Origin of the sequence: Salinivibrio sp. VYel1 (genome assembly GCF_009377945.1) — a bacterium.
GTDB lineage: Bacteria > Pseudomonadota > Gammaproteobacteria > Enterobacterales > Vibrionaceae > Salinivibrio > Salinivibrio siamensis.
In genome coordinates this window covers 505532-520974 of record NZ_RSAM01000001.1, presented here as the reverse complement: position 1 = coordinate 520974, position 15443 = coordinate 505532, and the positions used below count along the sequence as shown (strand labels likewise).

The 15443-nt window shown below is 49.4% G+C and carries 10 protein-coding genes; 5 read left to right on the top strand and 5 right to left on the bottom strand.

Features of this window, described 5'->3' with window-relative positions; genetic code table 11:
* Nucleotides 1-13: 13 nt before the first annotated feature.
* The 4 genes from EHW58_RS02265 to EHW58_RS02250 form a co-directional block, all read right to left on the bottom strand.
* Complete coding sequence (locus tag EHW58_RS02265) at nt 14-1678, bottom strand: DUF342 domain-containing protein (protein ID WP_152794412.1); 1665 nt, start codon at nt 1676-1678, stop codon at nt 14-16.
* A 364-nt stretch (nt 1679-2042) separates the two neighbouring features.
* Nucleotides 2043-4064, bottom strand: a complete 2022-nt coding sequence (locus EHW58_RS02260) for a GNAT family N-acetyltransferase (protein ID WP_172969915.1) — start codon at nt 4062-4064, stop codon at nt 2043-2045.
* 104 nt (nt 4065-4168) lie between these two features.
* Nucleotides 4169-5140, bottom strand: a complete 972-nt coding sequence (locus EHW58_RS02255; RefSeq protein WP_152794406.1) for a ParB/RepB/Spo0J family partition protein — start codon at nt 5138-5140, stop codon at nt 4169-4171.
* A gap of 9 nt (nt 5141-5149) precedes the next feature.
* Nucleotides 5150-6358, bottom strand: coding sequence for a ParA family protein (locus tag EHW58_RS02250; RefSeq protein ID WP_152794404.1), 1209 nt, complete (start codon nt 6356-6358; stop codon nt 5150-5152).
* Between the two features lie 1357 nt (nt 6359-7715).
* Between EHW58_RS02250 and EHW58_RS02245 the strand changes: the two genes are divergently transcribed.
* From EHW58_RS02245 to EHW58_RS02235, 3 genes are all read left to right on the top strand, one after another.
* On the top strand, nt 7716-9695 hold the full coding sequence (locus EHW58_RS02245) for a replication initiator protein RctB domain-containing protein (protein ID WP_152794402.1): 1980 nt from the start codon (nt 7716-7718) through the stop codon (nt 9693-9695).
* Nucleotides 9696-9972: 277 nt separating this feature from the next.
* Complete coding sequence (locus tag EHW58_RS02240) at nt 9973-10845, top strand: DMT family transporter (protein WP_046075597.1); 873 nt, start codon at nt 9973-9975, stop codon at nt 10843-10845.
* 159 nt (nt 10846-11004) lie between these two features.
* On the top strand, nt 11005-11634 hold the full coding sequence (locus tag EHW58_RS02235) for a GNAT family N-acetyltransferase (protein ID WP_152794399.1): 630 nt from the start codon (nt 11005-11007) through the stop codon (nt 11632-11634).
* Here the strand turns inward: EHW58_RS02235 and EHW58_RS02230 are convergent.
* Nucleotides 11602-13860, bottom strand: coding sequence for an EAL domain-containing protein (locus tag EHW58_RS02230; protein ID WP_172969914.1), 2259 nt, complete (start codon nt 13858-13860; stop codon nt 11602-11604). The genes EHW58_RS02235 and EHW58_RS02230 overlap by 33 nt on opposite strands.
* 477 nt (nt 13861-14337) lie before the next feature.
* Here EHW58_RS02230 and EHW58_RS02225 point away from each other — a divergent pair, with 477 nt between their 5' ends.
* Both EHW58_RS02225 and EHW58_RS02220 read left to right on the top strand, forming a co-directional pair.
* Entirely contained in the window at nt 14338-15120 is a 783-nt protein-coding gene (locus EHW58_RS02225) for an HAD-IA family hydrolase (protein ID WP_152794395.1), read from the top strand.
* 18 nt (nt 15121-15138) lie between these two features.
* Nucleotides 15139-15402 carry a DUF3081 domain-containing protein gene (locus EHW58_RS02220; protein WP_074214461.1) on the top strand — a complete coding sequence of 88 codons (264 nt, stop codon included), beginning with the start codon at nt 15139-15141 and terminating at the stop codon, nt 15400-15402.
* Nucleotides 15403-15443 lie beyond the last annotated feature (41 nt).

Genomic DNA, 15443 nt, shown 5'->3' with positions numbered 1-15443 from the left:
CTGTAAACCAGTATCAACCATTGGCTTGATACGGTTTTAATTCAATCGCGGCATTATCATAAAATAGATGTGATGGGCCGTGCTCTGAGTGAACCAAGTGCTTTTCTTCGCCGATAGTACAGTGAACACGACTAAGTAGCGACTTAGTCGCAATGATACTGGCCGTTTGGTATCCGCTTTCTATCGCCGCGTCTGTCTCTTCTATCATGACTTCTATCTCGCTTAGCGCAGAAGCGAGGTGCTCGCGTGTCGAGCTTATTCTTTCAACCATGGCCGCGTCGCGCTTCTCTTCTGGGATCGCTTCAAGTTTTTTCTCTCCCGCCTGGATCTTATCCAGTTGGACACTTTTCTCTTCCCAGCTTTTATTTAAATTGACGAGTTCCCGTTTAAGTATTGGCAGACGCGGAAAGCAATGTATATACGTATGCGCCCCTGCGCTCGCGCCGATAATCACCGCCTGGACTTTTTCGCCCACTTCATGCTTACCGCCCGCCAACGTGCCTTTGCGCTTGGTGGCATCACTAATAACGATTGACTGCCCTACATGCGTTTTGCAATGCATCGCATGCAAGGTAAGTTCTAGGTTTTGATTGGCACAGAGTGTGGCATATTGCGCGAACTTGGCGACAATATTGCCCTCCGCAACCAGGGTGCAGTTGATGTCAGAGTCTGCTGCGACTTGTCGACCAATGATCCCATTTTGGACAATAATGTCTGCGCCAGCGGTAATGGTCGCTGATTCCACTACCCCTCCCACGGTGACCGTTCCCGATGCTGTGACCTTCATACCCACTTCAACATCACCTTTAATCACCACACTGCCTTCAAAGTTGACATGCCCGGTGCCGACATCAACCGCATCTAAGCTCAATGCATCATCGACCGCCACGCCGTCTTTTTGTAACCGTGGGATCCCAGCCATGGTCGCCACTAGAATATTAGGGTCTTTGTTACTTAACTCGCTGCCTGGGTGCGCGGTCAATGTCATTGGCTTACCGGAAGATGTCGATAACACCGACCCAGTTACAGTAAAGCCCTCATAGCCCGATGTTTCAGGGATCAGTTTAGCTAAAGGCTGTCCTTGCTTAACCATCACCATTTCACCCAAATCACGCATGTCAACGGTTCCATCCTCACGCTGTTTGGGACGGCGAACACGCTCGGCAGGATCTTCAATGAGATAGACAAGGTGCGCATCTTCGCCCGCAACCGGCTGCCGACCGAATGCGACGGGAACATCAAGGTATTCACCAGGTTTGAGCTTTCCTGACGCGGAGAGAAGTTTTTGCAGGGTCGGCTTTTTTATCCCTCGAACGATATTGGCATCACGCAGCGTCGAGAGAATGTCATCGGCTTTCAGTCCACGCCCGCCACACGCGCCGTTAACGATCAAATAGGCCGTCATTTTATCGTCGGCGATACGCGCTTCGATGGTTGCATCACGGCGTTCTGCAATAATGAAGTCTTCCGATTCAGCATCATCCGGCGACGCGTTTAACTTGGTTAATGCTGACTCTATCGTATCATCAAAACAAAAAAAGCCCTCGACTTGGTTGCTCACCAACCAGTCCTTGATTTGTTTTTTCTCTATCGGTTGGCCATTGGTATGCTCGACTTTCCCTGCCGATAAGTATACACGCTGACCATCCTGAGAGACGCGGAGGATATCGTCTAGCATCTCGCTTCCTGCCTATCTAATCCCTGTGGCGGCCTTATTAGCCAGATAAACCACTTGGCAATGCGCTTGCTCCATCATCTCGAGGAGCCTTGCACTCGACTGTTGTCACTGATTAGATTAGTCCAAATCTAATGCAAGTGTGCGCAATTGTCTCATTTATAATAAATTATACAGGTTTATCCCGCTTGGGAGCAGGATCACTGATAAAAACGTGACCAGGATAGGATTAATTCAGTCGCACTCAGCACGGCTCCCATAATGAAGGGTAGTAGACCGATTTACAGTGTAAATAAACGTAATAAGCGACAGCGTTTACACTGTAAACCAAGCCACTGCCACGTGTTCAGTTTACAGTGTAAATGGGTCATGTCGTCATGTGTGTTTGAATATAATTCCGTATCCGGGATTCCGCATCCCTCTTTCCTGCCAGCAGATACCTGGTGCAGACAACAGACCAAGGCAACCCTAACAAAATACGGCTAACCAGAATGGGTAACGTGGCATTTTCGTCGTTTTTCCGAACGCCACCTATATGATGATATAACCAAGCCTGTAAGCTTGAGAGGGCAGCATCGACCCCCACCCCACCGGCGACAAAGCCATCAATTTGTTGTCTTACTTCCTCCGATAGCGGTGCAGTTGGTAACCCAGCAATGATAGAGGCAGCGATGTCAGTTTCCATCCGTTGATGGCTCGTGAGCATCTGAATGGGAAGGTTTTGCCTAAATAAGCGTAACGCCTGATCACACCATTTCAAAGGCTGGATAGGCTTAAGCATTTGCAGCGAATAGCACCCACTGGCTTGATCGCGTTTTAATCCCAATTTAACCGGCTTAAATCCTTGCTTAAACCAAAACGGCGTCAGCACTGCGGTTGCACCGAAGCTAACACCGACCCCGACCACTGAGGCTTCAGCCGCGTGTTTATTCACGGTCGCGAGCAACCGTTGACCGACGCCTTGCTGTCGATAAGGCTCAGACACGGCAATGCGTTGGACTCGCCAGAGCCTGTCGTGCAGAACCTCCGCAAGCCCCAAATGCGCGGCGACCGATTGGCTAAACAGATGCCCTTTTATCCGGCGTTGCCCTGCGACCACCGCGTGACAAGTTTGCCAATCTAATCCTCCTTCTTGGCTCACCACACACGCGGCAATCAATTTATTATTGAGCCAGCCAGCAAAGATTAAGCCGGCGTCATCGTCCAGAAGACGGGCTAAGTCATTAGGCGATGTTTGATAATGGGCCGCGATCAGTAATGTGAATAACTGCCGTAAACACGCCTCATCTCGATACAACTGCTGACGGCTAAGCGGCTCAATCACCATATCGTTCACCCACCCTGTTTCGAGCATATCGGTCTGATCGCTGCCTACGTCGTCGCCATTCAGTAAAAAGAGGGCGTTCAACGTGCGCTCAACCGGATCATCGTCAGCCCATCTCATAGGCGCCGTGAGCTTCAATGTGCGCCACTGCGGCTGCTCGACGTCCAACATTTGCTTGAGTCGGAGCGTAAAAGCACGTCCTGTCCCTTCATAGCCATGCTCGGTCGTCGCAATCGCAACGCGACTGTATTGATTCAGCCATTGGCTGATTATCGGAAGTGGGATTGCCGCCGCTTCATCAACCAATAACAAGTCTGCTGCTGGCGCGTCTTGTAGCAGCGCATCAGGGGCAATAAAGCGTATCTGGCTTCCTTGATAGTCGATATGTTGGCCAGCATCATCGATCTGAAGGGTGGCTTTCAGATGATGAAAAAGCGTTGATGCATGGGCAGGGGAAGGCGATGACACAATGATGCGTCTTGGTTTTTTCATCATCAAATTAGCCGCGGCCATCCCTAATGCGGCTGATTTCCCCCGACCGCGGTCAGCGGTTAGCAGCAGGGGGCGGCGCCGATGTCCAGTCACGACTTTTTCCACGGCAGCAATCGCATCATCCTGAGTCACTGAATGCGTTTGATGTTTCGCTGGACGTTGCTGGGGTAAACGATGCAGCCAATGACAATTAAATGCGACGCTATCATCTTCACTCAAACAGCGAAGAAGGCGTTGTACGGACGGAGGCATTTCGTTATCGAGGGCGGCAATTCGGAGCACAATGAGCGCACCCGCGCGGCAACAACCGACTATGGCGCAAAAGGCCTCCGCATTAAATTGCGCATTCACCTCCACCACGATATGACCACATTCTTGTCCCAGCTTTTGATGTGCTTGGCGCCAACTCAAACCATATTCTGTGTTTCCCACAAGCAGCGGGGGCTGAGTCTCACCAAAGCCGGCCAGTACAGTCGCCAAGTCCTGATCGACACAAACCAGTTGACGGTGGGAGTAGTGCGCTGCACGTAAGATCAGTGGCTCAAAAAAGTCTTCCAATGTGGGTAATGTCATCATGTTTCCATAAGGCTTTTACCAAGCGGATAGGAGATGATAACACGCAAAAAAAAACGACACGCTAGGCATGTCGTTTTTAACGCTGGGGCATGTGCAAAATATTAGTTTTCTAGCGCTTGTTTAATCAGTGCCAGAATTCGGTCTGCGTCCTCATCACTGACTTTCCTTAAACTAATATTCAGGTTATTTCCTTTGCGACGATAAGACGCACGTCCGTCCAATAAGGTTTTGGTTTGCTCTCGTTCACTCGATGTCGGCTCGACAAGTTCATCTTTAAACTGCTCAATCAACTGGGTGACTTCTCGCGTAATACGCGTCACTCCTTGCGCCTCTACCTGTTGCCATAAAGGCGTGTCACCAAGCTTGGCAACCAGCTTTTGTTGCAGGGACGCATCAAGGCTAAAATATAAGCGATGCAACTTCACGATGGTTGGCCGTCCCAGCTCAGACACACTCGGGTAGGCTTGCAGTAGTGGTAAGGGCAGGGCCGCGGCTTTTAAGGCACCGCTGACCAAGGCTTCGCTACACTGACACGCACTCGCCAATGCTTTTTGATCACTCACTTCCCCACTGTCTAACATTGCCTGCATCTCTTTACCGCGTTCATAAAGCGATAACGGTTTGTGGGCATTGGCGACATCGGACAAGAATTTAGCATGGCGTGTACTGATGCCTTTCGCCACGTAGACTAAGAAATCTTGTTCTGCAATCAGACACGACATGCGGCGTCGGCTACCGTCGAGGACTTCAATACGACCATCGTCAAGCCAACGACCCACAGCAGGGTACTGCTGGCCATGTGCTTTTAACGTTACCAAAATATCGGATAACGCGAGTTCATTCAGAAATGACTGCTCTCGCGCATTCTTATCAAAAACGGTCGTTTTATCTCGGATCTCACTGGCAGGGACTTTTACCAGCTCAAATTCAACCGTGTGTTCACCGGCGACCGCAAGTTCAATGACTGCCGCTTTCTCACTCGCCGCACTCTGAGCTTCTTGCGTTGTCGTTGCTCGTCGCTTGTCTGCTTTGGCAAACAAACGCGCATTTAAATCAGAGGTCTTAATGGCCATTTTTTGTGATTACTCCTGATTGAGCTGAGACCAGTGGCTGTGCAGCACACGCTCTAGTTCTAAACCGACACGATGGACGGCATCTTGGGCTGTCGACAAGGTCTTCTTACCGCCTTCAAAATCTTGAGAGGTAAGATCAAAGACTGTGCTGTAAGTGTCGGCACAGGTCTCAAACGCGCGACTTCTTGGAATGGTCGCCATCATTACTTGTTCACCCAAAAGATAATTCATTTCCGTTAAGACCGAAATCTGTTTTTTGTTGTCATCTTCAAACATAGTCGGCATTAAACGAACAAACTCAAGGCCATGCCAGTCTTCAGGGAACATCTCATAGACTTGTGGCAGATGCTGGAAAAAGTTCACCGTCGACGCCCAATCGAGGCGTTTTGCCGCACAAGGGATCACTAACGAGTTCGAGGCGTACATCGCATTCCACACCAGCGGATCGATATGCGGGCCTGTATCTATCATGATAATGTCAAACTCATCACTGATTGGGTCGATGACTTTTTCTTGCAGCAACTCAACCACGTTCAGAGACTGGCTAGTCGCTAGTGCTTGCCATGCCTCAGCATTAAACATCGCGTCTTCTGGAAAGGCCGCCATGGTTTTTAAGTTTGGATACTGTGTCGGCAGTAAGACATTTCGCATCATGAAGTCTTTGTCTGCAGGCTGGGGCGTATTATCCAGCATGACGTCAACGGCGGAGTAAATCCCCTCTTGCTCGGTCAAACTAATTTGTGGATTGAGGAACAGTCGCAATGAGCCTTGTGGATCCAAGTCGATTAAGCAAATGCGATAACGCTTTTCCAAGTTGAGGGCCATACATGCTGCTAAGTGCACCGCACTCATGGATTTACCCGTTCCGCCTTTCTGATTCTGGATGTTTACCACCCAAGGCTTATGGGTTTTTCCTTTATGCTCATGGAAAGTCGGCACGTTCGCCGCATCCATGATTTGGTGCGCCTCATCGAGTGTAATCGAATAATGGTTAGCATTGTTTTTAGTGAACTGATGTCCCTCTTGCTCCATGCGAGAGATCGCTTCATCGAGCTTTCGCCGCGTTAATCCCGAACGTGTTTCCATTAATGCTTTTGACATCGGTGGAAAGAGTTGGTCGTGGCGCTCTTCCATCACAATCTCGACCCGATCAGACTGAACCTGTTTCGTCTGCGCGGCGATATTGCGGAGGTTTTCAATCGTCTTTTCCCTATCCATATTCTTTTTCGCCTTAACGAGAAATAATTGCCGATTGTACAGCACATTCCACACAAGACAATAAAAAGGTGAACAAAAGCCAATCAAATAAAGATCCTGCTCACAATTGTTATCATGGATGATTGATGAAAACATCGACGAATAGTTGGTTATACTCACTTCGACAAACCATGCGATAAATTCCTCACATTTAAAATGTCACAGCGTCACTTATTTACAATGTAAACAGTTGATAGAGTCGGAAGCCTATCTTTGAATGGCTAATTTACGGTACCCGATCGTTGAACCGAATTTATCGCCTTTTACCCCTTAAGAGGGGAGAGCGGTTAACAATCTCACCCATTAGCCGTTCATGCGATGGCTTACCGCGGTTTTGATCATTTTTCCCGTAACGATGATCAAGGTGTTCGGCCTTAATAGATGCTAATACTTGATCATGCTTTCGAGAGTAAAGGCGCTGTTGGGGAAGCATGATCAAGCAGAATTATGGGTTAAATCATCGGCAAATCTGCGCGATGTGTCTCTGTATATTACGGAACAATGATCAAGACTGGCTGTAAAGACTACCAGCCTGGGCGGTTGTTCGGAACGATATAGTCGAACCGCCAAATTACGGATAACGTCAGGTGTAACAAGGGATCGAGAAGGATCCGGGCATTCCATCCATATCACGTGGACTAAACAACGGTTTACATCAAGATGATCGAACAGCACGATCTCATACATGATCATTGTTCCACTAACCGGACACATACATTCCTATGGCAGTTATACTGTCAATGTCATCTCGATTTGGAGGATGAGAGTGAAATAGTCGCTAGCCTTATCGGCAACATGCACGCTTTTTCATCAAATCAGCTAAAAAAGCGCTGTCTTGATCATTGTTCCTAAGCCTCATTAGCCTGATTAACCACCGAATCCAATAACGTCATCACCCGCGACATCCTATAGCTGTGGATAAGATGTGTATCACGCTTGATCATTGTTTCAGTTATTATCTGATCATTAATGCGGTAAGGTGTTGATCATTGATGCAGGCCTCACTTGATCATCGTTGGTGCATGATGTTGATCATGCCTCCAAGACATTGATGATCATGCTTTCGAGAGGGCTGAAATTATAATTCATAAAAATCATGGTGTTATAAAAAAATAGCCACTCGGATCATAAGATCAGATCATCAAATTAGATCAGAATAATCATAAAGATCAGTTAAAAAGCACAATAAAAAAGATCTTTCTTTTTGGGTCTTTTTTTATTAGTCTTTACCTGGAAGAGTGATCGATTTACGGTTTCCGTCACCTCAATTTAAAAAAATGCGCGTTGAGTATGCCCGTGACAAAGGATTTAAGCTGACATGAGTGCCAGTAAACCCGAAAAAATCTTGATAAAAGCCCCTCGCTCCCACAAAGACGGGCATTTGTTCGCCGTACACGATCAGTTGATTGATTGGCTTGCACAGTATGAGCACTTTAAAGGGGTAACCAAAAGTATTCTAGAGCTACTGAACTTAATTTCAGTACGCGGTTTTGCCTCTCAAGACGGGTATGTATCCACCACTGAATTGGTTGACGCAACAGACGGGCAACTCACTCGCGCAGCCATCCAACAACGACTCCGTGCCGCTGTCCAGTTAGGGCTGTTCATTCAGCAACCCGTGCGGTTTGAAGAAGGACTCGCAGGCAAAACCATGCTGCATCAGTTTGTTAATCCCAGCCGATTGATTTCATCACTCGGCAGTGCAGGCTTGATGACAGAAAAAAGTCGCGATGCCGTCAAGCAAAAACGGTCGAAAGCGTTAGCGCAAACGCAAGTTAATCGACAATTGCTCAGTGAACATGGACTAGGCACCCCTCCGATGATGCCTGGTGAAAAAGATCAAATTTTGGTCTCACCGACCAGTTGGGCTGGGATCATTGATCAAGCGCTTGCTCCGCCGCGAACCAAAAAGGGTTATCAGAAGTCGATGGTGGCGATCAGCGGCACTAAGGCGATCATTGAAACGCGATCGGCCAAGTCGATCATGACGGTTGATGATCTGATGACACTGTTCGCCCTGTTTACCCTCACGGTGCAATATCATGATCATCATTTACCCAATTACGAGTTACAGACCCAATCTATAGGCAACAAAACACCGATCTATATCACTGATATCCTGCAGTTACGGGGTAAAAAAGACAGTGGTCCTGCGCGTGATGCCATCCGCGAGAGCATTGATAGAATCGAGTTTACTGACTTTCAGCTTCATGAACTAACAGGTCGTTGGCTGAGTGAAAACATGCCAGAAGGGTTTAAAAGTGACCGATTCCGGTTCTTAGCCAGAACCATTACCGCTTCCGAGGAAGCGCCCAAAGAGGGTGAAGACGGTGAGGTCAGGATCAAGCCCAACCTTTATATCTTGGTATGGGAGCCCTCGTTCTTTGAAGAATTGATGACGCGTGATTACTTCTTTTTATTTCCACCAGAAATATTGCGTCAGCATACCTTGGTGTTTCAACTCTATTCGCTCTTCAGAAGCCGTATGTCGCGTCGACTCGAAGATACCATGCTACTTAGCGAGCTGAACCAAAAAATGGCCCGTAATATCGAATGGCGCCGTTTTTCCAGTGATTTAACCCGGGAGCTCAGAAAGCTGGCTGAAGGTAAGGTGACAGAGTCTGTCTTTGCGGTGAACTTGTGGGGATATCACTTAACGTTAACGCGCGAAGATGAAGAGAAAAAATATCCTGACTATCGCATGGATATAAAGTGCAACGTCGACGAAGTGATCCGCTACTCTCGTGCCAAAATGTATAACGAGGGCAAGCGCTCGTTGGCTCCCACTATGCCCAATCCGCTGAGAAATGAGATCCTTCCTAGCCAAGACCTTGATCAGCTTTCCGGGATCATTGATGGCGAGTTTGAACCGATTCAGCGCAAAGAGAAGAGCAGTGGCCGGTTAGGGCGTCGTGTGAAACAACGCAAGCACTTGGTTGAGATTAATGCGGATGAGCTGACCATTGTGCTCTCAAAGTATACGTCTGAGGAGGCGTTGCAACGCAGCATTACCGCGTTGTCGGCGATGACAGGCCATCCTTCCTCCGTGATTACCGAAGAATGTCAGGGTTATCTCGAAAAACTGGATTGGTTGCGGGTCGGTGATCAGGTCGTCTCCTATGAAACGCTCAGCCGTACGATTGAGTTTTACAATCAACAAAAGCTCGATAGACATCTTTCTATTGAAAAGTTGATATCTGGGTTAGCCGTGCGAAGAAAAGTCTGTCAGCGCGTGTTTGAGGGCCATCTCGATGGGCAAGTGCTCAAGGCCTTGGATGACATAGCGATGGGAGGGTAGTGACCGATTTTTCAGGTTGTTGACGTGGTAATGACACAACCTTTGATGAGCGGCGTAAACTACTCACCGATAGATACCTTTGTCCTATTGGGTGCCTTGATGGCACCATTTGGCTAATCACTTGCCGAGCGGGCTTTGCCCGCTTTTTTCTTCCTTGCCAACGATGATGCGTTTCCCTCTTTGTCGTGGGGTCACGTCAGCTATTGGTTTTATTCTGCGTTTTACAGTGTAAACTGCCTACTTTCTTCCACCCTATATTGGGCTTTGCGAGGCCATGATGCCATTTCTCTTGCCATTGGCGGCGGTGCTCATTTGGTCGGTAAACACGATTGTAAACAAGATGTCTGTCACTGTGATTGCACCGGGTGCGATGGCATTCTATCGGTGGTTTTTTGCCATTTTGGTATTAACGCCGTTTTGTTTACCGACATTATGGCGCCAACGACGTGCGGTGCGTTGCTATGCACCACGTCTTGCCATTCTAGCGCTGTTAGGCATGGTCACTAACCAATCCGTTGCCTATTTTGCTGCGCAAACCACGACGGCGACCAATATGGCGCTGATTATGTCGTTGGTGCCCATGTTGAGCTTGTTGATCAGTGTGCCTGTGCTGTCACAGCCGTTGACGATGCGTGCGATCCTCGGGGCTGTGTTATCCTTCGCTGGCTTGGTGTATATGCTAACGCTGGGCAAACCGCTTTCTCTTTTTCACGCAGGCGCGTCGGTGGGAGACGGGCTAATGCTGGTATGTGCGTCCTCGTATGCGCTGTATTGCGTTTTACTTAAACGTTGGTCGATGGCGCTGTCCAATTGGGTGTCTGTGTATGTACAAGCTGTATTTGCGGTGGTGATGTTGTTGCCCGTTCTGTGGATGGCGCCCAGTCCTGCCATCCCCGCTGACGCCTATCCGCTAGTGGGGTTTGCCGCCTTAGGCGCTTCCGTGCTTGCGCCTGCGATTTGGCTAAACGCTATCGCGCTCAATGGGGCGAGTCGAACGGCGATGTACATGAACCTTTTACCCGTGATGACAGCGGCTATTGCAGTGGCGGTACTGGGAGAAATACTGACTCAGTATCACATCCTCGGTGGAGGGCTTGTGATGCTGGGCGTTGCCATATCACAGCAATCAAGGCAGCCGTCCTGTCAGTAACCGTCTACACTCAATTAAGTGGGTTCTTTGACGGAGGTCGCCAATGTGGTGGTTAATTGAGTTAGACTGGGTACCCTTGTGGGTCATACCGACAAGCGGTCGCGCTGAGCGGACAGCGTCGTCGCCCATCATTTGGTAAAGAGAGAGCAATAATCTTACATGGATGTGGATGTATCTGAATGTTGCGTCGTCACCATTCGGCCTGCGCAGCGCAACGAAGCGCGCTACTTTTGGCGTAATATATATTATTCCCGTGCTTGGAAGCAGTATGATGCGCCGTATACACCGATAGATCCGGTGTCGTTTTGGTCGTTTCGTTTTGGGCTTTTTCGTCGTTTCATCGTGGGTGACACGGCGCAGGTGATTTGTGTGGACAATAAGCCTGTGGGTTATGTCACCCTGTATTGGGAAGACAAGCGCACGCGTTGGTTGGAAGTGGGGATCACCATTTTCGATCCTGTCCACTGGGGCAAAGGTATCGGCCGACATGCTCTGACGCAGTGGATTGACCAATTATTTATTCGCCATCAAGTAAACCGAATCGGCTTGACCACTTGGTCGGGGAACACGGGGATGATGCGCTGTGCTAAAGCACTAGGGATGCGCGAAGAGGGGCGCTTACGCGCCGTCCGTTATTATCAAGGTGAGTACTATGACTCACTCCGTTATGGGGTATTGCGCGATGAGTGGTTGCAGCAAGCTGCGCCAGTGCGTCAAAACGGTCCTTCGTCCGCCAACACCCTGGCCGCTGTCGCCTCAACCATGCACCAAGACCATTCGCTGGTTTGATTGCGGCAGTAACCAATCTTCAAGTGCTGTCCGTTCAATCGGGCGAGAGAGCACATACCCTTGCAAGTAGTCACATTGGTGTTGGCGCAGCCAGCATAGCTGCTGTTTCGTCTCGACGCCTTCTGCTACTACGGTTAAACCGACGGCATGTGCCATGGCAATCATTCCTCGACACAGGGGCGCCGCTTTACCGTTAGGCTGATCGATATCCATAATAAAACTGCGATCCATCTTAATCACGCTAAACGGATATTGGCGCAGCAGCGAGAGGGATGAATACCCGGTGCCAAAGTCATCGAGGTACAGTTTTATTCCCAGTGCGTGAAGCTGACGCAAGTTCCTCCCCACCGTTTCTGAGTGCTCAAGTAAGGCCGTCTCCGTCATTTCTAACCCTAGACACTGAGGCGCGAACTGGTGCCTGGCGATCAGTGAGGCGACGTCATCGGCGAAGGTGGCGGACTGACACTGCTTGGCGGACACATTCACGGTGATAGAAGGGCATTGATTGGCAGGGAAGCGGGTGTGCCAGTTATCCAATACGTCGGCGACTTGCTCGAGCACCCAGTCGCCAAGCTCAATAATATAACCGGTTTCTTCTGCGATTGGGATGAACTCTGCGGGCGAGATCCCCCCTAGCGTCGGATGCTGCCACCGGAGCAGTGCCTCTGCATGGCTGAGTGTTTCTTGTTCGCCATCAAAAATAGGTTGAAACATCAGATGAAACTGCTGCTGTGCCAACCCTTTTTTTAAGTCTTGTTCGACAATAAAACGTTGCTGGACTTTGGCAAGCATGGCCGGCTGGAAAATCGCGAGGCGATCACGGGTTTGCTTGGCGTGATACATGGCAATATCCGCCTGCTGAATAATATCCGTCACTGATGCATTGGCTTTGTTCACCGAGGCAATGCCAATACTGGCGGACAGGTTAATCATATGCTCGTCCACCTTGTAAGGTGTGCTAAGCGCTTGAAGTAGGTGCTTGGCCCTAGTTTGTGCCAATGCCAGTGAACTGTCGGCTTTAAGCAAAATGATGAATTCGTCGCCACCAAAGCGAAACACACGCTCGCCACTGACGGATTGGTTCAGGCGTTTGGCTACCTGCTTGAGAAGCTTGTCACCCGTCATATGACCGAGAGAGTCGTTAACCACTTTAAACCGATCGAGATCGATAAACAGCAAGGTAAAATGCTCGCTGTACTGGGCGCTCACTTGCTGGAGTGCGCCCTCCAAGGCATTGTCGAGCGCCGCTCGGTTTGCCAGCCCCGTTAAACTATCGTGCTGTGCTTGGTGGGTGAGCTGGCGGGTCTGCTTGTTGACTAATTGTTGTGCCAATGACAGTCGGTTGGCGTAGGACCAAAAACTGGCCAGAACCGACAAGCCGAGTGACAGTACCAATAGTCCAACCAGCACCCCGTAGAGTAGCCCCGTGTGCAAGCCGCGTAGATGGGTGAACCTGACCACTAACCCTTCTTCGCTTCCGGCTATCGGAATAGTGATGTCGGGCGAGTGAGTATTTCGCCATTTTTGCAATGCTTGCGTTGAGTGCGTGGTAAACATTTGCTGGTGGCCAAAGGCTTCGCGGGCGATTAGCCCCATATCGGGCGCGGGGGTGTCATCTTGCCAGAGTGTGGGTAGAAAGGTATCAAAATAAAGTGTGGTGGAGAGAAAACCGGCTAATTGGCCGTCTCGTGCAGTAATGGCCGCGAACCAACGCACCCCATGTCCTTGCTCGTCGTGAATCAGTCTTGCCACCGGTTGGCGCTTAAAATAGGCACGCTCCATGGTGACGGTATTCTCGCATTGCGCATCCGCGCGCCAACCTAAATATCCCTCTGCCGCGGCTTTGGGAGACAAGTAAAGTGCGGGAAACGTATCACCTCGCATCACCCACTGGCAGGCGTGGTTATTGAGTGGCGGAAAGGGGTGATAGTGACCTTGTTGCGCGGCAAACTGTTTTAACTCAGCGCGATTGACCCGAGGTAGCCACATGACGCTATCAAGCCCTGAGCGCTTTTGGGTATGGTTATCGATAAAGGCATGGAATTTATCACGCGTTGGGCCGCCTTCTTGTTGCAGATAAAGCTGCGCCGATAGTTGTAGCTCATAGAGCTGAGAAAACGCTTTACTGAGTGCGTGACGCTGCTTTTCAACATCGGTAGAAAACCGGCTTTGCTGACGCTGGTTTTCCAAGGTATAGACTGACCAACCTGCGATCAGCGCAATCATAATAACCGTTAGGTAACGCCATAGAGGCTGTGAGGAAAAATACCGCATATAAAGAATACATCGAGTCTCACTATCGAGAGAGACAGGGTAGAGTGCATCGATGACAATCTGTGCCTATTTAGGTTTCATTTTTGTGACAAAGCGATGGTTTTCGATCGCAGGGCGCAGTCATCTGGTCAAATAATCGTCAAAAATGTGACGGTTTTTTATACAGGGTTAAGGTCGGTATCGGTGAGTGCGAAGATATGTAAATGTGAAATTGATCACGGTATGGTTAGGGGCTTGATTCGCCTCTGAAGTTTGGGCGCAATCGGTCAGTTATACAATTTTGTCTCGGTGATTCGATACATTCTGCCTGCGGTTTTGGTAGGACGCGTTCTCGTTCTCTGCTAACTTTCAAAGACTCGTTGGATAGCAAGTCCGATCCACCGTTCCCTTTCCTTTCTGGCTATAACACACTGATTGTGGAGGCGTTCCATGAAAAAATTGGAGAATATCTCTGCGATATGCTTTGACTTAGACGGCACGATCGCAGACCCTTTTGATGATCTTTATGACGCTGTCCTCGGCATGTTGCGAGGGTTTAATTTGCCAGAGGAAGAGCCCAGTGCGATTCGAGACTGGATTGGTGATGGTGCGGATCTATTGATCCATCGGGTGCTCACGCGACACATTGATGGACGGGTTTCAACCACAGTGTTGAATCAAGCCCGTGCGTTGTTCCTGTCCTCATACCTAGGCAAAAAACCGCCAAAAACTCGACTCTATCCAGGGGTACTTGCTTGCCTTGAAGGACTCTCTCAGCGCCAGTTCCCGATGGTATGTACCACGGACATGCAAACGGCGCATGCGAACAGCCTTCTTAGAGCGCTTGGGGTCAGCCACTTTTTTACCCGTATCTTAGGAACGGATGCGATCGCGGCCGGAAAGCCGGATCCCGATAGTATTTTTGAGTCGGCGGCGATTTTAGCGGTTCCGCCATCAGAATTGCTGGTGGTTGGCGATGCGGTGAATGATGTTCATGCGGCAAGGGCGGCGGGCTCTCCTGTCGTCTGCGTTGATTATGGCTATAATTATGGTACAGCGATCCAAAAAACGGGACCAGACACCACCCTTGATACATTGGCAACCTTGCCCAATATTATTTCTAAGCCAAACCGGATTAAGGTGTCAGGGCATGTGTTGACCACGCCACCGGTATTGGCCGGCCCACTTTATGGTCGTGGATCACGGCCGGGAGGTGGGGCACAGTTTCGCTAACACTGCCAGGAGGGAAGCGTGAAAAACGAACTCAATCCTACCCACCTACTACGCGCCTTTGAGATAGTGACAGAGTATGGTGAAGAAATTGAAGATGGACACCGCCTAGATGGCATCGACGCTTTCTCAGATTATGACGGCTATACCATTTATTTAGCGGGCAATGGCGTACAGTTACGTGTGGGGTTCCACAATACCTATGATCTCGACTATGAGCACGAAAACCTAAAAGAGCAGTTCCTGAAAAAGGTGGACGCTTTGGTCAAAAACTACAAAAAATGACTACGATATCAACTCGTTAGGTCCGTGGTAGACGCCCCAAT